Source organism: Sorangium sp. KYC3313, assembly GCF_052075895.1.
Taxonomy (GTDB): domain Bacteria; phylum Myxococcota_A; class Polyangia; order Polyangiales; family Polyangiaceae; genus Sorangium; species Sorangium cellulosum_B.
In genome coordinates this window covers 6,530,786-6,552,488 of the sequence record NZ_CP197255.1, presented here as the reverse complement: position 1 = coordinate 6,552,488, position 21,703 = coordinate 6,530,786, and the positions used below count along the sequence as shown (strand labels likewise).

General features: G+C 72.9%; 15 protein-coding genes. 6 read left to right on the top strand and 9 right to left on the bottom strand.

Annotated features, from left to right (window positions below; translation table 11 throughout):
- Nucleotides 1-18 precede the first annotated feature (18 nt).
- Nucleotides 19-516 (bottom strand): hypothetical protein, encoded by a 498-nt coding sequence (locus tag ACSRUE_RS25490; protein WP_437519896.1) that lies wholly within the window; start codon nt 514-516, stop codon nt 19-21.
- A 123-nt stretch (nt 517-639) separates the two neighbouring features.
- Here ACSRUE_RS25490 and ACSRUE_RS25485 point away from each other — a divergent pair, with 123 nt between their 5' ends.
- Complete coding sequence (locus tag ACSRUE_RS25485; protein WP_441285862.1) at nt 640-1,398, top strand: class I SAM-dependent methyltransferase; 759 nt, start codon at nt 640-642, stop codon at nt 1,396-1,398.
- Between the two features lie 18 nt (nt 1,399-1,416).
- Here the strand turns inward: ACSRUE_RS25485 and ACSRUE_RS25480 are convergent, their stop codons facing one another.
- From ACSRUE_RS25480 to rpsO, 5 genes are all read right to left on the bottom strand, one after another.
- On the bottom strand, nt 1,417-2,478 hold the full coding sequence (locus tag ACSRUE_RS25480) for a hypothetical protein (RefSeq protein WP_441285861.1): 1,062 nt from the start codon (nt 2,476-2,478) through the stop codon (nt 1,417-1,419).
- 85 nt (nt 2,479-2,563) lie between these two features.
- On the bottom strand, nt 2,564-4,480 hold the full coding sequence (locus tag ACSRUE_RS25475; RefSeq protein ID WP_441285860.1) for a serine/threonine-protein kinase: 1,917 nt from the start codon (nt 4,478-4,480) through the stop codon (nt 2,564-2,566).
- Nucleotides 4,477-5,904 carry a pyruvate kinase gene (gene pyk, locus ACSRUE_RS25470; protein WP_437766795.1) on the bottom strand — a complete coding sequence of 476 codons (1,428 nt, stop codon included), beginning with the start codon at nt 5,902-5,904 and terminating at the stop codon, nt 4,477-4,479. The genes ACSRUE_RS25475 and pyk overlap by 4 nt, the downstream gene beginning before the upstream one ends.
- 289 nt (nt 5,905-6,193) lie before the next feature.
- Entirely contained in the window at nt 6,194-8,467 is a 2,274-nt protein-coding gene (gene pnp / locus ACSRUE_RS25465; protein ID WP_441285859.1) for a polyribonucleotide nucleotidyltransferase, read from the bottom strand.
- A gap of 552 nt (nt 8,468-9,019) precedes the next feature.
- Nucleotides 9,020-9,286 (bottom strand): 30S ribosomal protein S15, encoded by a 267-nt coding sequence (gene rpsO, locus ACSRUE_RS25460; RefSeq protein ID WP_272093461.1) that lies wholly within the window; start codon nt 9,284-9,286, stop codon nt 9,020-9,022.
- A 356-nt stretch (nt 9,287-9,642) separates the two neighbouring features.
- On the opposite strand from rpsO, the gene ACSRUE_RS25455 reads away from it, so the two are divergent.
- Nucleotides 9,643-11,205: a serine/threonine-protein kinase gene (locus ACSRUE_RS25455; protein WP_441285858.1), complete on the top strand. Its 1,563-nt coding sequence runs from the start codon at nt 9,643-9,645 to the stop codon at nt 11,203-11,205.
- 57 nt (nt 11,206-11,262) lie between these two features.
- Here ACSRUE_RS25455 and ruvX read toward each other — a convergent pair whose 3' ends face one another.
- A complete protein-coding gene (gene ruvX / locus ACSRUE_RS25450) occupies nt 11,263-11,688 on the bottom strand; it encodes a Holliday junction resolvase RuvX (RefSeq protein ID WP_437766791.1) in 426 nt (141 codons plus the stop codon).
- Between the two features lie 138 nt (nt 11,689-11,826).
- On the opposite strand from ruvX, the gene hisS reads away from it, so the two are divergent.
- The 3 genes from hisS to ACSRUE_RS25435 are packed head-to-tail and all read left to right on the top strand — an operon-like array spanning nt 11,827 to nt 15,478.
- Complete coding sequence (gene hisS / locus ACSRUE_RS25445) at nt 11,827-13,089, top strand: histidine--tRNA ligase (protein WP_441285857.1); 1,263 nt, start codon at nt 11,827-11,829, stop codon at nt 13,087-13,089.
- Nucleotides 13,086-14,870: a hypothetical protein gene (locus ACSRUE_RS25440; RefSeq protein ID WP_441285856.1), complete on the top strand. Its 1,785-nt coding sequence runs from the start codon at nt 13,086-13,088 to the stop codon at nt 14,868-14,870. Before hisS ends, ACSRUE_RS25440 begins: the two co-directional genes overlap by 4 nt.
- Nucleotides 14,867-15,478: a COMM domain-containing protein gene (locus tag ACSRUE_RS25435; protein ID WP_441285855.1), complete on the top strand. Its 612-nt coding sequence runs from the start codon at nt 14,867-14,869 to the stop codon at nt 15,476-15,478. The genes ACSRUE_RS25440 and ACSRUE_RS25435 overlap by 4 nt, the downstream gene beginning before the upstream one ends.
- Nucleotides 15,479-15,536: 58 nt before the next feature.
- Here ACSRUE_RS25435 and ACSRUE_RS25430 read toward each other — a convergent pair whose 3' ends face one another.
- The gene (locus ACSRUE_RS25430) at nt 15,537-17,756 is read right to left on the bottom strand and encodes a hybrid sensor histidine kinase/response regulator (protein ID WP_441285854.1); all 2,220 of its coding nucleotides are present in this window, start codon (nt 17,754-17,756) and stop codon (nt 15,537-15,539) included.
- A 47-nt stretch (nt 17,757-17,803) separates the two neighbouring features.
- Nucleotides 17,804-20,206, bottom strand: coding sequence for a hypothetical protein (locus ACSRUE_RS25425; RefSeq protein ID WP_441285853.1), 2,403 nt, complete (start codon nt 20,204-20,206; stop codon nt 17,804-17,806).
- Nucleotides 20,207-20,448: 242 nt separating this feature from the next.
- Here ACSRUE_RS25425 and ACSRUE_RS25420 point away from each other — a divergent pair, with 242 nt between their 5' ends.
- On the top strand, nt 20,449-21,699 hold the full coding sequence (locus ACSRUE_RS25420; RefSeq protein ID WP_441285852.1) for an MFS transporter: 1,251 nt from the start codon (nt 20,449-20,451) through the stop codon (nt 21,697-21,699).
- Nucleotides 21,700-21,703: the final 4 nt, after the last annotated feature.

Here is a 21,703-nt window from a genome sequence, read left to right as displayed (position 1 = left end):
GATCTCCGGCGCGCGGGGCTAGCGCGCGGCCCGCGGGGGCAGCGTGACCTCGCGCCCGCCGACGCAGAGCGTGGGCGGCTCGGCCTCGACGAGCAGCGGGGCGAGCTGCGTCTGCGCGTGGCGCGAGAAGCGCGCCTCGAGCGCGCCGCTCCGGGCGCGCGCGTACACGACGCCGTCCTCGCCGAGCGAGAGCGTCGCCGGATCGAGCGGCTCCTCCGTGCCGTCGAACAGGAGCAGCGAGACCGCGCCGCCCTCGCCGATCCGGAGCGCGTCGACGAAGAGCGGCGCGTCGTCGGCCTGGAAGTAACACCAGTCGTAGCCGTTCGTGAGGATCGGCCGGCCGTCGTCCGGGTGCCGCCCGATCCAGGACCGGAGCCCGCGCTCGATCGCCGGATGGTCGACCCGGGCGCCGTCGTGCCAGAAGCGGCCCTCGCGATCGAGCCGGATCGAGCTCTCGCGGGAGGTCCCTGGGGGCGGCGCGAAGCGGAAGAAATCGGGATGGTCGCCGGGTTTCATGGGTCACCTCGCAGGAGAGATGCGGCCCGGCGCGGTGAATCGCAAGGAGCGCAAGGAGCGCAAGGAGCGCAAGGAGCGCAAGGAGCGCGGGCAGCCCGCGGCGCGGAGTACTATAGCGGGCCCATGGGAGCCCAGACGGTAGAGGCCGGCACGGACGAGCACCTGCGCGCGACGCGGGCGTACTACGACGAGTTCTCAGCGCGCTACGAGGCCCGGCGCGGAGGGCGCGATCCCGGAGGATACCACGACCTCGTCGACGCGCTCGAGGTCGACTTCGTGCGCCGCTTCGGCGACGGCCGCGACGTGCTCGAGGTGGGGTGCGGGACCGGGCTCCTGCTCGCGCGGATCGGCGCGTTCGCGCGCGCCGCGCGCGGGGTCGATCTCTCGCCCGGCATGCTCGAGCGCGCCCGGGGGCGCGGGCTCGACGTCGTGGAGGGGAGCGCGACCGACCTGCCGTTCGCCGACGAGAGCTTCGACGTCGCGTGCTCGTTCAAGGTGCTCGCCCACGTGGAGGACGTCCGTCGAGCGCTGTCGGAGATGGCGCGCGTGGTGCGGCCCGGCGGGCACGTGATCGCCGAGTTTTACAACCCCTACAGCCTGCGCGGGCTCGTGAAGCGGCTCGGCCCGGCGGGCGCCATCAGCGACAGGACCCGGGAGAGCGCCGTCTTCACGCGCTTCGACGCGCCGAGCGCCGCCGCCGCCCTGATGCCGGACGGCGTGCGCGTCGTCGCCTCGCGCGGGGTGCGCATCGTGACGCCGTTCGCGGCCGCGATGCGCGTGCCGGGCCTCGGGCGCCTCCTGCGCGGGGCGGAGTGGGCGCTGTGCGACACGCCGCTCGCGCAGCTCGGCGGGTTCTGGATCGCCGCCGCGCGGAAGGCGTGAGCCGCGCGGCGACCCCGGTCAGAACCGGCCGGTGAGCCCCACGACCATGCCGCCGGGGACCACGGACATCGTCGGCGCGGCGGTGAAGCTCGGCGGCGGCGGCGGCACGGGGCGCGTCCGGAAGGAGACCCGCTCGGGGACGAACGTGATCTGCGCGTGGGCGATCCCGGCCGCGGCGAGCGTCGCGAACGCCCCGAAGGCCACGCGGTTGACGGCGGACGCGGTCCCGATACGGCTGTTCAGCGCGTCGATGTCGACGCTCTGCGCCGGGCCGCCCCCCTGCCCCGAGGACCTCGGCGAGATGTCGACGTTCTCGTAGCTGGCCAGCGCGATCGCCGAGACGATCGAGGTCCCGCCGGCGACGGCCTGGCTCACCAGGAAGAACCAGCCGAGCCCATCGTCGCCGTTCTGGAACTGCCCCACCCCGAAGGGCAGCATCGCGGTCCAGCGGGAGTTCTGCGCCACGACCCGCTCGCGCCCGGCGAGGCGGTGGAGCTCGGCGACCCAGCGGCGCTCGTCCTCGCGGCCCCGCTCGATCCGCAGCCGCGCCGCGCGCTGCGCCTCGGCCTTCTGCCGCGTCACCTCCTCGATGCGCGCCCGGATGCGCGCCCGGACCGCGGTGAACCGATCGATGACCTCGGGCTGGAACACCGCCGGGTTCGGCGAGTACACCGGGTTGTCGAGGAGGATCTTCTCGATGTACGCCTCGGCCTCGCTCGTGCGCCGCAGCGCCACGAGCGCCGCGGCGGCGAGGCCGCGCGCCCGCTCGACCAGGCCGGGCTCGGAGATCCTGCACGGCTTGCCCTCCGCCTCGATCGGGCCGCGCTCGCAGGGCGCGTTCGCGGGATCGAGCATCGCCGCGAAGCGGCTCACGGCCTCCTCGTAGTGCCCGGCGTCGAAGCGCGTCTTGGCGAGCTCGAACTGCTGCACGTCGTCGGCGCGCGCCGGCGCCGCGAAGCAGAGCGCGAGGGCTGCGGCGGCCGCCGCCGCGAGGCGCCGCGGCGCGCGCAGGGCGCGGAAGCCCCCGACCGATGGGAAGCGAGCGCCGGGAGATCTCCTGCCTGGAGTTCGCGCAGCCATGCGGAAGGGGTGCGCCGTGATGTAGCGGAGTTTGGGCGGGGATGCTGAGAATTCCGGAGCGGACGCCACAATGACGGCGATGCCGTCAGCCGGACGGCCAGGAAACCGTGTTCGGCTCGCCGGCCACCAGCGTCACGTTGCCGACGCGCGGCGCGGCCTCCGGCGACGCGGGCGTGAAGAGGCAGCTCCCGCTCCAGGACACGTCGTTCAAGGTCACGGCCTGCGGGGTGCCCGCGTAGCCGATCAGGCCGATCTGCGGGCACGCGACCTGCGCGCTCGGCGGCGCGCCGCTCAGGACGACCGTGCTGGGCAGGATCTCCAGCTTGTGGACGATCCGCTGCGGCGCGGAGACGCCGGGCTTCGGCGCCACGACCGAGATGACGCCCGCGTACGGCTTGCAGCACCGCGAGCCGGGCACGCTGATGTGAACCGTGTGTGTGCCGACCTTGAGGGGCGTGACCTTGTTCGCGCCGAACCAGCTGATCTCGACGCCATCGAGCACCAGCCTGGCGCCGCTCGGGACGATCTGGAAGACGACGTCGCGCACCGCCGGAACGTCCTCCGTCGGCGCGGCCACGCGCGGGATGTGCGGCAACGGCGGCCGCGCGCGGGGCCGCGGCGCGCTCGCGACCTCCCTGGCGCTCGGCGCGACCGCGCGCACGTTCGGCGACGGGATGAGGGCGTCGATGGGCGGCGTCGGCGGCGTCGGCGTCGGCTCGGCCGCCGCGAGCGCGTCCCCGTCCACCGGCGGCAGGTCGCGGAGCGCGCGGGCGATCGTGAACGCGGCGAGGCCGAGCGCCACCGACCCGAGCGCGACGAGCAGCGCGCGCAGCGCGAGCTTCTGCCGGTTGCGGCTCGCGTTCAGCTTCGCGAGCCGCTTGAGGATGGTGAGGTCGTTCGGCGCGAGGGCCAGCGCCCGGTTGTAGTCCGCGGCCGCGCCGGGCACGTCGCCGCGCTTGCGGCCGGCCTCCGCGCGCGCCACGAGGCACGGGACGAGCCGCGCGACGTGCCGCTCGGCGTAGCCTGCCGGGTCGGCGAAGTAGGCGGCGAGCTCGGCGCGCGGCTCCGCGATCCCGAGCGCCGTGAGCTCGGCCCTGATCTGATCCGCGAGCGCGCGAGGGTTCGCCGGGCGGGCGGCGATGTCGTGCGCGAGGGCGCCCGCGACGATCCGGCTCCAGCGCGCGCCCACGGTGGCCCGCTCGCGCTCGGCCTCCGGGTAGATCCCCTCGAGCACCTTGCGGAGCACCTGCGCCGGGTTCTTGCCCTCGAACGGCAGGTGCCCGACGAGACACTCGTAGAAGAGCACCCCGAGCGCGAACACATCGGTGCGCGCGTCGACCTCGCCGCCCTCGATCTGCTCCGGCGCCATGTGCGCCGGAGAGCCGAGCACCTGCCCCGTCGAGGTGACGCCCTGAGCGTCCAGGATCTTGGCGATGCCGAAGTCGGTGAGTTTGATCACCACGCTCGCGCCGTCCCGGCGGCTTTCACCGTCGCGGTCGGAGGGCAGCTCGACGAGCACGTTCTCCGGCTTCACGTCGCGGTGGATGATCCCCGACGCGTGCGCGTGCTCCAGCGCGTCGCAGAGCTCGAGCACCACCGCGGCGCCGATCTCGGCCGGCATCTCGCGGTGGGCGCCCAGGATCTTGCGCAGCGTGGCGCCGCGGAGCAGCTCGACGACGAGGTAGCGCTCGCGGTCCTGCTCGCTGGAGACGTCGTACACCTCGACGATGCCGGGGTGGCGCAGCTTCGCCGCCGCGCGCGCCTCGGCGACGAAGCGGGTGCCGACCTCCGCGTTCTCCCGGAGGTGCTTGTGGATGATCTTGACGGCGACCTCGCGGCGGAGCCGCGGGTCGCGGGCGCGGTAGACCGTGGCCATCCCGCCGTGGCCTAGCTCCTCGATCAGCTCGTATTTCTCGAGCTTCGGGAGGACTTCTGCGCCCGCGTTTCTGGAGAAGGATTCCTGCTCGCCCGACGAGCCCCTATCGCGGGCGGGCAGGCTCATTCAACGACCTTCACCCGAATCGTGTTGGTCGACCCCGAGACGCCGACAGGAGCGCCGAAGATGGTGACGAGCTTGTCGCCCGGCGAGACGAGGCCGTTCGCAAGCAGGTACCCGGTGGCGCGCTCGATCATCTCGTCCGAGTTCCGGAGCGCGTCGATCGGCAACGGCACCACGCCCCAGAGCAGCGCGAGGCGCCGGCGCGTCGTGTCGTTCGGCGAGAAGGCGACGATCGGCACGACGGGGCGCGCCTTCGACGCGTACCGCGCGGTGAGGCCGCTCTCGGTGAACGCGAGGATCAGCTTCGCGCCGATGTCCCGCGCGATGTCGCACGCGTTGCGCGCGGTCGCCTCGGGGACGTTGGCGCGCTGGCCGGGCTGCTCGCTCGAGAGATAACGGTAGAACGAGCTCTGCTCGGCCTCCGTCACGATGCGGGCCATCATCCGCACGACGAGCGGCGGGTGCGCGCCGGTCGCGGTCTCCTGCGAGAGCATGACCGCGTCGGTGCCGTCGAAGACGGCCGTCGCCACGTCGCTCGCCTCGGCGCGCGTCGGGCGCGTCGCGGTCACCATCGACTGGAGCATCTCGGTCGCGACGATGACCGGCTTCTGGTGAACGCGGGCGAGGCCGAGGATCTCGCGCTGGATGATCGGCACCCGCTCCGGGTTGAACTCCACGCCGAGATCGCCGCGCGCGACCATCACCCCGTCCGAGGCGAGGATGATCGCCTCGAGGTTGTCGATGGCGCCTGGCGTCTCGATCTTGGAGACGATCGGCGTCGGGCGACCCCAGGCCTCGCAGATGTCGCGAACGTGACGGACCTCGTCCGCGTTGCGGACGAACGAGAGGGCGACATAGTCGACCCCCTGCGCGAGGCCGAAGCTGAGGTCGGCCTTGTCCTTCTCGGTCAGCGCGGAGATGCGCACACGCCTGGCGGGCAGGTGGACGCCGACGCGATCGCGAAGGCGTCCGCCCTGCGTCACGCCGGCCTGGACGCGGTCCCCTTCGACCTTGGTCACGGTGACGACGACGCGGCCGTCGTCGATCAGGACGACGTCGCCCGGCTGCAGATCGGACGCGAGCCCCTCGTAGAGGATCGGGATCTCGCCGGGCGTCGCGACAGGGCTGTCCCTGTTCGCCTCGGTCAGCCATACGGTAGCCCCGTCAGCCACCTCGAAGGTGTTGCCGGGGAAGCGACCGGCTCGGATCTTCGGGCCGCAGAGGTCCTGCAGGATCGCCACAGGCTTCCCGCATGCCTCCGCAGCCGCACGGACCGTGGCGATTGCTTTGCCATGATCCTCATGCGAGCCGTGAGAGAAGTTGAGTCGAGCGACATCCATACCGGCGCGGATGAGCTGCTCCAGCGTCGTTTGAGAGTCACACGAAGGGCCAATGGTACAGACGATTTTCGCTCTGCGTACGAGCACGGGCGGAGCATGCCACGAGCAGGGGTCGCGACACTACCCCGATTGTGAACGGGCCATGCGGACTTCACCGGATTCCAACAAAGCAGCTGGAGGATGAGCCGCTGCGCGGCGCGGCGCACCCGCGCGTCAACGCAGCAGCGGAGCGCGGCGCCCAGCCGCGCGCGGCAGCGATCCGCGCGCGCGGCCGCGGATCGCTGCGAATCGGAGAGCTGTCTGAGGGGGAGTGAGCGGCGGGGTGGCTCGGGCGCGCGCCGCAGCGCGGCATGAGGTCCCGCCTGGTGCCTTGTGACTAGGAGCGGCGCTCTCGGCGCTCGCGCGGCGGTCCGCCTCGGTCGCGATCCATGCCGGGCCGCGATCCGCGATCGCCGCCGCGATCGCCGCCGCGCCCGCCCGGCCCATCGCGCCGCGGCGGCGGCCCGGCGTCGCGCGCCTGCGCCATGCGCTCGCGCGCCCGATCGCCCTCTTCGCCTTCCGGGAGCGGGAGCAGCTCGCGCCGGCTCAGCCGGATCTTCCCCTCGCGATCGACGCTCAGCACCTTCACGTCGAGCGAATCTCCCTCCTTGAGGACGTCCTCGACGCGCTCGACGCGCGTGTGGGCCATCTCCGAGATGTGCAGCAGGCCGTCGGTGTTCGGGAGGATCTCGACGAAGGCGCCGAAGTCGGTGATGCGCTTGACCGTCCCCTTGTAGGTCGCGCCGACCTCGGGCTCGGCCGTCAGGCCCTTGATGATGTCGAGCGCCCTCTTCACGGCGTCGGAGTCGGCCGACGCGACGTTCACCGTGCCGTCGTCCTCGACGTCGATCGCGACCCCGGTCTGGTCGACGATCCCCTTGATGGTCTTGCCGCCGGGGCCGATGATCAGCCGGATCTGGTCGGGCTTCACGCGCACCGTGGTGATGCGCGGCGCGTACTGGCTGAGCTCGGGCCGCGTGGTCGGCAGCGTCTCGAGCATCTTGCCCAGGATGTGGAGCCGCCCCTCGCGCGCCTGATCCAGCGCCTGCATCAGGATCTGCCGGCTCAGGCCCGCGATCTTGATGTCCATCTGGATCGCGGTCACGCCGCGCGCCGTGCCGCAGACCTTGAAGTCCATGTCGCCGAGGTGATCCTCGTCGCCGAGGATGTCCGAGAGCACCGCGTAGCGCTGGCCCTCCATGATGAGCCCCATCGCGATGCCCGCGACGGGCGACTTGATCGGCACGCCCGCGTCCATGAGCGAGAGGCACCCGCCGCAGACGGCCGCCATCGACGACGAGCCGTTCGACTCGAGCGTCTCCGACACGATGCGGATCGTGTACGGGAACTGATCCGGCGCCGGGATCATCCGGGAGAGCGCGCGCTCGGCGAGCGCGCCGTGGCCGATCTCGCGCCGGCCGGGGCCGCGGAGCGGCTTCGTCTCGCCGGTCGAGAAGGGGGGGAAGTTGTAGTGGAGGTAGAAGCGCTTCCACGTCTCCCCCATCAGGCCGTCGATCTTCTGCTCGTCGGTCGAGGTGCCGAGCGTCGTCGTGACGATCGCCTGGGTCTCGCCGCGCTGGAACAGGGCGCTGCCGTGCACGCGCGGGAGCAGGCCGACCTCGCACATGATGGGCCGGATGCTCCTGCCGTCGCGGCCGTCGATGCGCTTGCCCTCCTCGATCACGTAGGTGCGGACGACGTGCGCCTTGCGCTCCTCGAACTCCGCCTTCACGAGCCCCTGGAAGGGCAGGAGCTTGTCGGCGCCGAGCTCGGCGCTCAGCGTCTCGGTCAGCTTCTTCTTGAGCGAGCTGTAGCCGTCGTAGCGCGCCTTCTTGTCGGTCACCTTCGTCGCGGCCTTCAGGTCCTCGTCGACGATCTGGGCGACGCGCCGCTTGATCTCGTCCGGCAGCGCCGGCGCGACGAACTCGCGCTTCGGCTTGCCCACCGCGGCGCGCATCTTCTCGATCAGATCGAGCACCGGCTGCGCGGTCTCGTGCGCGAACATCAGCGCGTCGATGATCTCCGCCTCCGTCGCCTCCGCGGCGCCGCCCTCGACCATCACGATCGCGTCGCGCGAGCAGGCGACGACGAGGTCGATGTCGCAGCGCTCGATGTCGGCGACCGTGGGGTACGCCACGAACTCGCCGTCGAGCCGGCCCACGCGCACGCCCACGACCGGCCCGTGCCAGGGGATGTCCGAGATGTGCAGCGCGGCGCTCGCCCCCGTCAGGGCGAGGACGTCCGCCTTGTTCTGCTTGTCGCTGGAGAGGACGGTCGCGATGATCTGCGTGTCCCGCTTGAAGCCCTCCGGGAAGAGGGGGCGGAGCGGGCGATCCATGAGGCGGCTCGAGAGGATCTCCTCCTCGCGCTGGCGCGCCTCGCGTTTGAAGAAGCCGCCGGGGATCTTGCCGGCGGCGTACGTCTTCTCGACGAACTCGCAGGTGAGGGGGAAGAAGTCGAGGCCCGGCCGCTCGTCCTGCGAGACGGCGGTCACGAGCACCATGGTATCGCCGTAGGTGACGAGCACGGCCCCGTGAGCCTGCTTGGCCAGGCGGCCGGTCTCGAGGGTGAGGGCACGGCCACCCACCATGACGGATTCACGAACGAACATTGGGATTTCAGCTCTCTCTCGCACGATCGCGAGGGCCGCTGCGTGCGGCGCTACGCCGAGCGCGAGGGGCTGCTCTTCTTCCTCGGTTCCTGCGCAGGAGCCGACCTGCTGCGCACGAAGCGAAGACGAAGACGCGCGGAGCCCGCGCTCGGGAACGGCGAGGCCCGATCGCCCCGCCGGTCCGTGGTCAATGAGTGACCTCCTTAGAGCGTCCGCTCCACTCTCGCCAGCGCAAAACGCAGGCGTTCAGGGGTGCGTCCCGCAAAAGCTCCCGAACGGAAGGGACCGGAACGGCCGCGCGCGCAGGGGTGCTTGTGCAGAAAGGCGCGCGCGGACCCGCGGACGAGGCGGACCGCGCGCGTGCGGGCCGCGAGCAGGACCGAGCACACGCGGGCGAGCCGCTGGGGGAACCGCCGGTGGTGGTGAAGCAGCAGGTGGGACAGACAGGCCCAGCGGGCCGGCGGCAAGCGAGGTCGCCTGCTCTCGCGCAGCGCGGGCGTGCGGCGCACGCCTCGCGCCGCGACCTCGGGCCTGATCGGCCCGAGGATCGCGCTACTTGCGGAGGTTGAGGCGGCTGATGAGGCCGCGGTAGCGCTCGATGTCGACGCGCTTCAGGTAGTCGAGCTGCCGGCGGCGCTGGCTCACCAGCTTCAGCAGACCGCGGCGGGAGTGGTGGTCCTTCTGGTGCGTGCGGAAGTGCTCCTGCAGCTGGTTGATCCGCTCGCTGAGGAGGGCGATCTGGACCTCCGGCGACCCGGTGTCGCCGTCGTGGATCGCGTACTTCTGGATGATGTCCGTCTTCTGAACCGAGTGCAGCATGGCTGGCTCTCCATGGCCCTGCCGGTGCGCTACCGAGCGTCCGGGCCGGCTCGTCTTCTCCGAAAACGGAAAGAACGGGACCGGCGGCTGGCCAAGTGACGCCTGAATGTGAGCACCACGCCCGTAGTGGCGGGAGCCCACGAAGTTCAGGCCAGTGAGCTGAGGAGCGCGCGAGTATACGCAGGTGCCTCGGTCCGTCAACGCGGTCGACACGGCCGCGCGATTTGTCACCCCCAGAACGGCCGATTGGTTACCCTCGGTCGGCGATGCCCGGCACCATCCGGCCCCCCGACGAAGCCTCCCGACCGCAGTCGGACGCGCGCGGCTCGCAGTCGGACCTTCATATCGCGAACGCGATGACGAGCCTCTCCTCCTCCGCCACGGCGCTCCCGACCCCCGGGAGCGACAACTCGACCCCCAAGGTCTGCCCCACTTGCGGGGTCAGGTACCCGGCCGAGTTCAGGGTTTGCCCGCGCGACGCCGCGACGCTCGATGAGTCGGAGGACGACGCGCTCCGCGACGATCTCGTCGGCAAGACGCTCAACGAGACGTACACGGTCATGCGCGTCGTCGGCGAGGGCGGCATGGGGCGCGTCTACGAGGCGCGCCACACGCGGATCGCCAGCAAGCGGTTCGCCATCAAGATGCTGCACCCGGAGTTCGCGCGGCAGCCCCAGGTGATCTCGCGCTTCCAGCGCGAGGCCGAGGCCGCGGCCGCGGTGCAGAGCCCGTACGTCGTCACCGTCTTCGACGTCCACCGCACCGCGGAGGGCCGTCCGTTCCTCGTGAACGAGTTCCTCGAAGGCAAGGAGCTCGCCGACTACCTCAACGAGGCCGGCAAGATGAAGACCGGCCCCGCCGTGCGCATCGTCCGGCAGATCTGCAAGGCGCTCGCCGCGGCCCACGCGAAGGGCGTGGTGCACCGCGACATGAAGCCGGAGAACGTGTTCCTCACCGGCGACCTCGCGATGCCGACGGCCAAGGTGATCGACTTCGGCATCTCCAAGGTCGACGACGCGCCCGGCGCCGCGCTCACGCAGACCGGCATGATCATGGGCACGCCCTCGTACATGGCGCCGGAGCAGGCCCGCGGCGAGCGCGTCGATCACCGGGCGGACATCTACGCCGTCGGCGCGATCCTCTACTGCGCCCTCACCGGCAGCCGCCCGTTCGACCGCAACGATCCGACCGCGACGCTCACCGCGGTGCTGACCGAGGACCCGCCCCGCCCGCGCTCGCTCGAGCCGAGCATCCCCGAGCCGCTCGAGATGATCATCCAGCGGGCCATGGCGAAGGAGCCCGGCCATCGGTACCAGACGATGGAGGAGCTCGACGCGGAGCTCGCGCTCTACGACACCAGCGAGTCCGAGCCCAAGGAGCTCGACGCCCCCGGGTCGCCCGGGCCGCGCGTGTCGATGCCGTCGGCGCCGCGCGTGGCGCCGACGATGCAGCTCCGCCAGGCGCAGCAGGTGAGCATGGCGAGGCCGCTCATCCTGCTGCTCTTCGCGCTCGGCCTCTTCTGGGTCGCCGGCAGCCTGATCACGCTCGTCACCGCGATCATCCGCCTGTCGCGCGGCGGCCAGGTGACCGACAACCTGACGGGCCTCGAGGCCGTCCTGCTCGCGTCCGGGATCGGCTTCGCGCTGATCACCCCTGCGCTGATCAGCGCGAGCCACGTGCGCAAGACCGTCTGGAACAACAGCATGAAGGCGGTCGATCTGGCCGACAACCTGCGCCGGCCGATCGTGGTCGGCCTGTGTGCGTACGGCTTCGCGTCGCTGCTCGTGCGGGTGGTGGAGGCCGTCGTCCTCCGGCGCGCGGCCGGCGTCGCATGGCCCATGTGGGACGTCGTGCTGTTCGCGGTCGGCGCGGTCGGCGCCGCCGGCGCGTACCTCTTGCTCCGCAGCGAGAGCCGGTAGCCTCGACGATCCCTGGCCGCGCGCCTCCCGGTCGAGGCCAGAGCGGGGTGCAGCGGTCTAGCGCCGTCCGTCGAGCCACGCCTGGAGCAGCAGCGCCGCCGCCGCACCGTCGACGCGCTCCTTGCTCTTCCGCCCCGAGACGCCCCCGTCGCGCAGCCGCCGTGCCGCCTCGACCGTCGTCAGCCGCTCGTCGACGAGCTCCACCTCGACGCCGGCCGCGTCCGCCAGCGCCTGCGCGAAGGCCACCGCCCGCCGCGCGGCGGGCCCCTCGTCCCCGTTCATCTCGAGCGGCAGCCCCACCAGGAACCGGGTGATGCCTTCGTCCCGAACGAGCGCCGCAAGGGCTTCCAGGAGCGCCTTGCGGTTTCGCCCGTCGAGCAGCGGCCGCGGGTGCGCGTAGAGCCCGAGCTCGTCGGTCACGGCCACGCCCACGCGGGCCTTCCCAAGATCGATCGCCGCAGCGCGTGCCTTCGCCTTCGCCATGCCTCTGAAAAGACCTCATAGCCCTCGGGCGACGCGCCGGCGAGACCCGAGCGTAACCCGGAAGCATCCGACCAGCTTGACCCGCTCGCCAGCACCGACCATAAGCGCCGCGCGATGGAACTGCGCGCGGTACGGGGGATGAACGACATCCTCCCCGAAGAGGTGGAGCGCTGGCACAAGCTCGAGGGGGCCTTCCGCCTCCACGCGGAGCTCCACGGCTATGCCGAGGTGCGCACGCCGCTGCTCGAGCCGACGGAGCTCTTCCGGCACCAGATGGGGGAGACGACGGACGTGGTCGAGAAGGAGATGTACTCCTTCGAACGCCACGGCGATCACCTCACCGTCCGCCCCGAGGGCACCGCGGGCGCCGCGCGCGCCTACGTCGAGCACGCGGTCCACGCGAAGGAGCCGGTCACCCGCTGGTACTACCTCGGCCCGATGTTCCGCGGCGAGCGGCCGGCGAAGGGGCGCTACCGCCAGTTCTACCAGGCCGGCTGCGAGCTCTTCGGCGATCCCGGGCCGCTCTGCGACGCCGAGACGATCGACCTCGTCGCCGGCTTCCTGCAGCGCATCGGCGTCGCCGAGTTCGTGGTTCACGTGAACTCGCTCGGCAGCGCGGGCACGCGCGAGCGCTACCGCGAGGCGCTGCTCGCCCACTACACGCCGCGCAAGGCCGAGCTCAGCGAGGACTCGCAGCGCCGCCTCGAGAAGAACCCCCTGCGCATCCTCGACTCGAAGGACCAGCGCGATCACGAGGTGTCGCGCGACGCGCCGTCGATCCTCGATCTGCTCGACGACGCGGACCGGGCGCACTGGGAAGGCGTGCGCCGCTGCCTCGACGTGCTCGGCGTGAACTACGTCGTCGATCGGTCGCTCGTGCGGGGGCTCGACTACTACACGCGCACGCTCTTCGAGGTGAAGGCGACCGCGGGCGATCTCGGCGCCCAGAGCACGCTCGCGGGCGGCGGCCGCTACGACGCCATGGTCGCGGGGCTCGGCGGGCCGAGCGTGCCCGCGATCGGCTTCGCGATGGGGATGGAGCGGCTGCTCACGATGATGCCCGGCGCCTCGCCCCGCCGGAGGCCTGGCTGCTTCCTCGCCCCGCTCGGCCAGAGCGGCGCGGATCAGGCGCTCGTGCTGGCGAAGCAGCTGCGCGCGCTCGGCGTCCCGGTCGAGCTCGACGGGCGCGGCGGGCGGCTCAAGGCGATGCTCCGGCGCGCGGACTCCCTCGGCGCGCGGCTCTGCGTGATCCTGGGCGACGCGGAGATCGAGCGCGGCGTGCTCCAGATCAAGGATCTCGTGGCGCACGTGCAGGAGGAGATCCCGCTGGAGGGTGCGGCGCGCGTGCTCGCGGATCGGGCCCTCGAGGCGTCGCCCGGCGGCCAGCGGGGAGCGCGTTGACCTCCGAAGCGATGGGAGCGCAGGGCTGCTCGCGAGGGGCGCGCGGCGCGCCGGCGGGCGAGGGGCGGGGCCGCGCTCGACGCGCGGGAGCGGCGCTGTCGCTCGCCGCGGCGCTGGCGGCGCTCGCCGCGCCGTCCGTCGCGGCGGCGCAGGTCGGCTTCGGCCAGCCCGGCATGACGCAGCCGCCGCCCGCGAGCGCGCCGCCGAAGCCGCCGCCCGGCACGCCGGAGACGCACGCGGCGCCGACGTCCGAGGAGAGCCCGATCCAGACCCAGGAGCCGACCCTGCCGGAGGACCCGCTGGCGGTGCCGCCCGCGGTCAAGAAGCAGATCGGCACGAACGACGTCGGCGAGTGGGAGGTCGGGCGCGCCGCGGAGATCCAGCGCGACTGGTACGGCCCCTATTACAGCGAGCGGAGCGGCAGCTACCAGTTCAGGACGGTCTTCCCCCTGTGGGCGGAGCGCCGGATGCCCGGCGACCGCGCCACGATGGTGACGCCGCTCTACTACAACCGCCGGAGCAAGGACGTCGACGCCGACGTGCTCTTCCCCTTCTTCTGGAAGCTCCGCGACGAGAACACGTACACGACGATCGTCGGCCCGTTCATGCACCGCGAGTCCGAGGGTCGCCCCGCGAGCCCGGGGCGGAAGGCAGAGCCGGGCCGGCACGACAACTGGCTCGCGCCGCTCTTCTTCGAGGGCAAGCGCGACGACGGGAGCGGCTACTTCCACATCCCTCCTCTGCTGACCTTCACGCATCACACGGCGCAGAGCGGCTTCAACCTGGTCGGCCCCCTCTTCTGCAGCTGGAAGGGCGGCCCCGCGTGCGACACGCGCTCCGCCGACAAGATCGATCTCGGCCTGGCCCCCCTCTACTTCTACGGCCACGACGAGAGCAGCGAGTACGAGGTCATCCCGCCGCTCCTGCACTACTACCACTACAGCGACGTCGGAGACCGCTCCACGAACGTGTGGGGCCCGCTGATGTGGCAGCACTCCCGCAAGGGCGACGTGTTCAACATCATGCCCTTCTACTGGCACAGCTGGGGCAAGAACCACGATCGCACGACGCTGTTCCCGTTCTTCCACTACGGGTACGAGGGCAACAAGAGCCTGCTCGTCACGCCGCTCTTCCTGAAGGCGCGCGGCGAGGAGGGGGAGAGCACCTTCGCGACCTGGGGCTACGCTCGCTACCGAGGGCGGACGGAGCTCGACATGATCACGCCGCTCTTCTGGCAATACCGGGATCCGGCCATCGATCTCGAGCGGACGTTCCTGCTCCCGTTCTATTACCGGAACACCTCGCCGCGCAGCGATGATCTCGTCCTCTTCCCGTTCTATGGCCGCTTCAAGCGCCACGGGTTGAGCGACACCACCTGGCTCACGCCGCTCGTGCGGCACACGCGGGATCTCACCGGCTGGGAGACGGACATCTATCCGTTCTTCTACTCGGGGAGGAACCGCGACACGACGCACCTCGTCGTCGCGCCGTTCCTCTGGGACTTCGCGTCGCCGACGTCGCGCACCACGGTGGCCCTGCCGTTCTTCTTCCGGTTCGCGGACCCGACGTCGGTGACGCAGGTCGCGCTCAACACCGTGTACCGGGAGCACCGGGTGCGGAACGGCAAGGAGTGGGAGTTCCACCTCGTCCCCCTGTTCTCGTACGGCGAGACCCCGGAAGGCCACTGGTGGAACGTCCTGTTCGGCCTCGCCGGGTACACGCGCGCGGGCACGGCGGCGACGATGCGGGCGCTCTACGTCCCGATCCAGCTGAGCCGATGAGCCCGCGCGGTGCCGAGCTCCGCTGCCTCGGCGGAGCGCCGCCGCCCCCGGAGCTCGCCGTCGACCTGCGCCGGCTCCTGGAGCTGCCCGAGGGCGCGCGGCAGCGCCTCTGGGAGGCGCTCGGGCCCAGCCTCGCCGAGCCGGTGCCCGCCGCCGTGGAGCGGCTCCTCGACGCGTTCTGCCGCCGGCACGAGGTCGCGTCCGACGCGCTCGCGCGGGTGCTCAAGGCGTGCCGCTTCCTGATCCGCGAGGCGAGCAAGGTCGACCTCGACCGCGCCGCGCTCGCGGCCGACATCGCCGCGCTCGCGCCCGGCCAGGACGCCGAGGAGATCCAGGCCGTCCTGCTCGCCGGCTACGATCAGGCCAGGGCGCTCGTGCGGCGGGAGATCGTCCGCGGCGCGCTGCTCGATCACGGCAAGCTGCTCACCGCCATCGACTGGCGCGTCGACACGATCGCGACCGCGAACCGCGGCGCGAAGATCGCCGCCCCCGTCGTCGTGCTCACGCTGAGCTACCAGGAGGGCGACCTCCGCTCCCGCATCACGCTCCAGGCGACCCCGGAGACGCTGAGCGAGCTCCAGCGGCTCTGCGCGCAGCTCCTCGGCTGATCGCGCGCACCGCCTAGCTCGATGGACGACGGCGTCCCGCGGGCGACGGCGCGCGCCTCTACCTGCTGCTGTCGCGCGCCTCCGCGCGGGGCGCGGAGTTCGCGGAGACGACCTCGGCGATCGCGGAGAGCGCGTCCTCGGCGGAGAACGGCTTCTCCAGGAGCGGGCGGCCCGACGAGGCGAGGAACCGCTCGACGTCCGCGCCGAAGCCCACGCCGGTCATGAAGATGAACCCCTGGGCCAGCACGGGATCGCTCTCGCGGATCCGCGTGTAGAAGACGTCGCCCGACATGCCGGGCATGCGCAGATCGCAGAGCACCACGTCGAAGCGCTGCCCGCCCGCGAGCATCCCCATCGCGGCGTCGGCGCTCGGCGCGAGCGCCACCTCGTGGACGCGGCCCAGCTGATCGGACAGCGCGCGGGCGAGCGACGCCTCGTCCTCCACCACGAGCACCCGCACCCGCTTCGAGACGAGCCGCGGCACAGGCGAGACGCTCGGCGTCGCCTCGTCCGTCCGCCCCGCCGCGGGCAGCGAGATGATGAACCGCGCGCCGCCGGGCGGGACGCGCCCCGGGACCGGGCTCTCCGCCGTGATCTGCCCGCCCGCGCGCTCGATGATCTCGCGGCTGATCGACAGCCCGAGCCCCGTGCCGACCTCCGGCCCCTTCGTCGTGAAGAACGGCGCCCAGATGCGCGGCAGGTTCTCCTCCGCGATGCCGGCGCCGGTGTCGCTCACCACGATCTCGACCGTCTCCCCGTCGCTCCGCGTCTCGACCGTCACCGTCTGGTCGCGGGCCTCGTGCTTCGAGCCCGGCTTCGCGATCGCCTGGGCCGCGTTGACGAGGAGGTTCACGATGACCTGGCCGAGCCGGCCGTCATCCATGAGGATCGGCGGCACCTCGGAGAGGTTCTTCACGATCTGCGCCCGCTCGATGATCTGGCCGCGCGTGAGGCTCAGCGCGGACTCGACCGTGCGGTTCGCGTCCGTCAGCGTGCGCCGCGAGCCCTCGGGCTGCGGCGGGCTCGCGAACAGCTTGAGATCGCGGACGATGTCGACGATGCGCTTGATCGAGTCGCGCAGCTCCTTCACGAGCTCCGACGCGCTGGAGGCGGCGCTGCCCTCCATGCGCACGTTCGGGCCGCGCAGGAGGCGGTCGAGCATGTCCAGGCCGAGCAGGATGAACGCCGCGGGGTTGTTGATCTCGTGCGCGACGCCGGCCGCGAGCGTGCCGAGCGTCGAGAGGCGATCGACCTGGATGAGCCGCGTGCGCGCCGCGTGCTCGGTGCTCACGTCCGCGAGGACGCCCTCGATCGCCACCACGCGGCCGCGATCCGAGACGAGCGGGTACACCGTGCCGCGCGCGGTGATCGCGTCGCCGCCCCGCCGCCGCAGGCGCGCCTCGTAGGAGGCCGACGGGGCCCCGAGCTTGGCCCGCGCGACCGCGTCCTCGAAGCACATCACGCCCTCCGGGTCGGCGTGGGCCTCCCCGAGGAAGCCCGGCGTCTTGAGCGCCTCGGCCACCGGCACGCCCAGGAGCCGCTCGGCGTGCCGGTTCAGGAACGAGAGCTCGCCCGACTCGGGATCGAGGCGGAAGATGATGAGCGGCGCGTTGTCGAGGAGGTTCCGGTGCTGCTCCTCGAGCTCGCGGATCCTGAGCAGCCGCTCGGCGGCCTCGCGCTCCCCGGCGACGACGCGCAGCGAGCGATCCAGGCCGGCGCCGAGCGCGCCGGCGATCTCCTCGAGGAGCGGGAACGGCGCCGAGGCCGCCGCGCCGGCGTCGCCGTAGCCGACGACGAGCGCCGCGATGATCGGGCAGCCGAAGCCGCCGGCCCCGGCGCCGGCCGGCCCGGAGCGCGCGGCGGGGTGGCCGGGCTCGGCGCCCGGAGGCGCGGCCCGCACCGGGAGCGCGACGTACGAGAGACACCCCTCGCCCGCCCCCATCTGGGCGAGCGCGTTCCCCGCGCGGACGTCGTCGCAGGAGAACGGCTCGCCCTCGGCGAACACCCGCCGGAAGAGCGCCGCGGGCGCCGGCAGGCGCGCGCCGAACGGCGCGGCTGCGAGCGCGTCGCCGCGGAAGACCGCGTACGCGCGGAGCCCGCCCTCCGGCTCCGGGAACACCACGGCGAAGAGCTGGAACGCGGCGAACCGGCCGACGGCCCCGGCGAGCTCCTCGAACGGCCTCGGCAGGAGCAGGTTCGAGTGGCGGGCCACGACGGTGAGGACGGCGTTCAGCGCGACGAGGCGGCCAACCCTCTCGCTCGCAGGCTCTGCGTGCATCTCCACGACATCTCACCACGTCAGCGCGCAGGGACGAGAGGCATTCTTCACTTTTCTCCGGCCGGCGGGTCGCCCGCGGTCGCCGGGGACGTAGGGCGGGCCGCCGCGCCGGTGCAGCGCTCGAGCAGGCGAAGGGCCGCGTCCCGGCGCTCCTCGCTCACGGCCGGCCCCGTGCCGACGGCCCCGTCGTGCGCTGCGTACTGGGCGAACATCCTGCGGGCGGTCTCGACGTCCTCGACGCCGCACGCGACCACGAGCCGCAGCCGCTCGGCCTCGATCCAGACCCGCTGGACGGGCAGGTGGGCCGCGAGCGCCCGATCCAGGCGATCGGCGGCCTCATCGAAGCGACCGTCGCTCAGGTAATGGCGGCCGAGCAGGTAGTTCGGCAGGCCGTCGCCGGGGGACTGCGCGGCCCACGCGCCGAGGAGCTCCGCCGCTCGGAGCCTGTCGGGCGCGCCGCCGCGCGTGCCGATCAGCAGCTCGACGATGGCCGCGCGGGCGCGTTCGTCGTTCGCGGCGGCGATCTTCACGTCGAGCGTCCGGAGCCGATCCTCGTCGACGAGCCGGCCGGCGACCTCGCTGTACCGCGCCGCCGCGCGCTCCCGGTCGCCCGCCGCCAGCGCGACGTCGCCGAGGCGCTCGGCCGCGCGATCGCGCAGGTGGCGCGGGATCGACCCGTCCCCGGCGATGCCCTCGAGCTCGCGGATCCCCTCGCCGCGCTCGGCGGGCGCGTCGCTGGCGAGCCGCGTCTCGGCGATGGCGACGCGGGGCGCGGGGCTCCGGTCGAGCGACAGCACGCGCCGGTACGCGGCGATCGCGCCCTCGTTGTCGCCGCGCGCGCGCAGCGCCTCCGCCTCGTGGGTGCACGCGTCGACCACGTGCGGGCAGCGCCGCTCGAAGAGCGCCGGCCGATCGAAGCGGGCCTTCGCCTGCGCCTTCGCCGCGTCGGGGAGCGTGAGCGCGTCGAGATCGGCGTGCCACGCGCGCTCCATCAGCTCCCACGAGGCGCCGGTGATCTCCGGCAGCGCCTTGCCGCCGTACCAGGCGCGCACCGCGTCCGCGCCGTACGTCGCGCGCACGTGGCCGACGAACGCGCCGCTCACGGTGTAGGCGGTCGACGAGTTCTCGGCGAGGAAGCCGAGCGCGAAAAGGCGCGCGAGCGGCGGCAGGATCCCGAGATCTTTCATCGCCTTGGCCCACGCGCGCGGGCTCAGGTCCTCGCCCTCCCTGGGCGAGCCGGCGACGGCGATCCCCTCGATGAGCCCCGGGTCGGGGAGCCACCCGCCGAGCCGCCCGGCGACCTGGAACGGGCCGCGGGCGAAGGCGCCGGCGAGCACGTGCATGATCTCGTGCCCCAGCGTCGGGTGCGGGTAGCCGGCGGCCTGCAGGTACACCTCGCGGCGCCACGGCTTCGCGACGTACGTGCGCGACGCGCCCATCAGCGCGCCCTTCTGCGCCGCGCTCTCGAACAGGTAGGCGCGGACCCGGAGCGGCGCGCCGTCGACCACCGCGGGCGCCCCGAGCCAGCGCTCGCCGGCCTCGACGTGGGCGTCGCACTCGCGCACGAAGCGCTGGACGTCGGCCTCGCGCATGCCGCGCGGGTGGACGACCTCGCAGCGCTGGCCCTTCGAGAGCGCGCCGAGCTCGGCCGCGATGCTCTCGGAGGTCTGGAAGTGGCCGAGGCGCTCGCCCTCCAGGACGGTCGCGGCGCTCAGCGCGGCGCTCACGCCGCCGAGCAGGAGCAGCCCGGGCCGGCCCTGCGGCTGGAACGACACCCGCCCGCCCGCGTCGTGCACGAGGTGCTGCGCGAGCGCCGACGCGGCGAACAGGGTGGCCAGCGTCCCCGCGCGGTACGTCAGCAGCCCGGACGCGTCGACGACCGTGTCGTAGAGGGTGCCGCTGAAGAAGCCGGCGAAGGGGTCGTAGGCGAAGACGATCGGGCTCGTGTAGAAGCGGACGGCGCTCACGCCGATCGCGCCGAGGGGGGCGGCGAGCGCCGCGAGGACGGCGATGAGCCGGCGCCGCCACGCCGGGCGGGGAGGCGCGGCGTCGTCGCGCCGGATGCCGGCGGCGAGCTCGCCCGCGACGGCGCCCCAGGCGCCGCCGAGCGCCGCGCCGAGCCCGGGCCCGAGGGCGAAGTGCGCCGAGCCGCCGAGCACATCGCAGAAGCCGGCGCGCAGGCCGTGCGCCAGCGTGGTGGCGTACGCGACGACCGCGAGCAGGGCGCCGCACGCGACGCCGCGGCGGAACGCCTCGACAGGCGCCGGCCGATGCGCGGCGACGTCGAGGGCGGTCACGATCGCGGCGGCGCCCGGGACGATCAGGCCGGCGGCGAGCGCGCTCTCGTAGCCGGGGCCGTCGAAGAGGGGCAGGAAGCCGACGAGCGCCATCGCGATCGCGACGAGCGCGGCGCCGAGCCTGGTGGCCGGTGAACGCAGCAGCGTGGGCATGGTCGCGTGGGACTCCAGGGCTGCCTTCGTAGCCGCGCCTGCCCGGAGAGGCGAGCGGGATGCGGGCGCCCCGGCGCAATCCAGCGGGTTGCGCGCTCGATGGACGGTCCGGGGAGGAGGGCGCTGCCTTCCGAGAACCCGACGAAACCGTGAGCGGTGATCGCATGGCCACCGATCGGCCGCGTTCGATAGTGCGCGCTTCTCCTTCTCTCCTCTTTTCTGCTCTGCTCACGCCCCAGACGATGTCCCCTCCCCCCGCCGGCCTCTCTCGCCATCCCGACTTCCTGCGCCTCTGGGCGGCGCAGGCGGTGAGCGCTGTGGGCAGCCGCATCAGCCGGACGGCGCTGCCCGTGATCGCCATCGTGAGCCTCGGGGCCGACGCGTCGGGCGTGGCGGTCCTCTCCGCCGTGTCCACCGCGCCGGGCGTCCTCGTGGGGCTCTTCGCGGGCGGGCTCGTCGATCGCTCGCGCAAGCGGCCGCTCCTCGTCGGCGCGGATCTCGTGCGCGCGGCGCTGATCCTCTCGGTCCCGATCGCGGCCTGGACCGGCACGCTCACCCTGCTCCAGCTCTCCGTGGTGGCCGCGCTGATGGGCATGGCCACGTCGCTGTTCCAGATCGCCGACAACGCCTACTTGCCGGCGCTCGTGGGGCAGGACCACCTGGTCAAGGCAAACGCCAGGCTGGAGGGGACCGAGGCCGCCGCGGAGATCGCCGGTCCCGGCGCCGCGGGCATCCTGATCCAGGCGCTGACGGCCCCGGTGACGATGGTGGTGGACGCGCTTTCGTATCTCGTGTCGGCGGCGCTCCTCGGGCGCATCCGGGCGACGGAGGCGCCGGCCGTCCCCGCGGGCGGCGGAGGCGATGGGGGCGCCTCGCTGGTCGAGGATCTCCGGGTGGGGCTGCGCCACGGCGTGGGCCACCCCGTGATCGGGGCGACGTTCCTGGCGATGGGCGTCCACGCCCTCCTGGTCGGCGGGGTCTTCTCCGCGCTGTACATGCTCTATCTCCTGGAGCATCTGCGGCTGGACACGACCACGGTCGGGCTGATCATCAGCGTGGGCGGCATCGGCGCGCTGGGCGGCAGTTTCCTCGCGGGCTGGCTTGGCCGACGCCTCGGCGCCGGGCCGGCGATGATCCTCAGCCTGTTCATGAGCCAGGCCGGCTGCGCGCTCATCCCGCTGGCCGCGCAGCTCGGGCGGCTCGCGGTCCCTGCCCTCGTGGTGCACCAGCTCGTGGGGGACGCGTTCCTCATGGCGTTCATGATCCACGCGGTGAGCGCCCGGCAATCCATGCTGCCGTTGCACGTGCTCGGCCGGGTCGATGCCACGCTCCATGTGCTCACCGGGGCGCTCCTGCCGGCGGGCACCCTGGCGGCCGGCTGGCTCGCGGGGCGCATCGGCGTGGAGGCGACCGTCTGGGCGTTCGTCATCGCGGGGTTTGCCGCGCCGCTGCTGCTGCTGCGGCCCGCGGTGTGGAGGCTGCGGGCGGGGTGAGGGC